Here is a 547-nt window from a genome sequence, read left to right as displayed (position 1 = left end):
GAGAGGTCGAGGTTGCCCTGCGTGTCCTCGGTGAAGGACACGCTCGTCGGCACGCCCGTCGCCGTCGGCGGGTCGTTCACCGGGGTGACGTTGACGTTCACGGTGCCCAGGTTGACGGGACCGCTGCCATCGTTGGCGCTGAGGTTGACCGTCGTCGCCGGCGTGCCGTTGGCGTTCGGCGCGGTGGTGTACTGGATGTTGGCGGGCGTGTTCAGGAAGGTGTCGATATCGGCGGCCGTGCCCGCGAGGGTTAGCGTGCCGGAGCCGGAGCCCGTCACCGTCACGTTCCCCCCGCTCGTGGCGGCGAAGGTGCCGGCTCCCGCGGTGAGGACGAAGTCCACCGAGGCCGAATCGGGGTCGGCGAACGAGATCGCGGAGAGGTCGAAGTTGCTCGCCACGTCCTCCGTCACGGTGACGGAGGCTGGAACGCCCGTGGCGGACGGCGGGTCGTCGACGGCGGTGATGTCGACGGAGACGCTGCCGAGCGCGACGTTCGTCAACGCGCCGTCGTCGGCGGTGAGCGTGAGCGTCGCGGCGCCGGTGCCGT

Annotated in this window: 1 pseudogene; it reads right to left on the bottom strand. The window is 70.6% G+C overall.

Annotation, left to right across the window (positions count from 1 at the left end):
• A pseudogene (locus tag IEX89_RS24185) lies at window positions 1–547 on the bottom strand (hypothetical protein); the annotation flags it as partial.

The organism is Salinarimonas ramus (assembly GCF_014645695.1).
Classification (GTDB): Bacteria; Pseudomonadota; Alphaproteobacteria; order Rhizobiales; family Beijerinckiaceae; genus Salinarimonas; species Salinarimonas ramus.
This window is presented reverse-complemented; position numbering and strand designations above follow the sequence as displayed.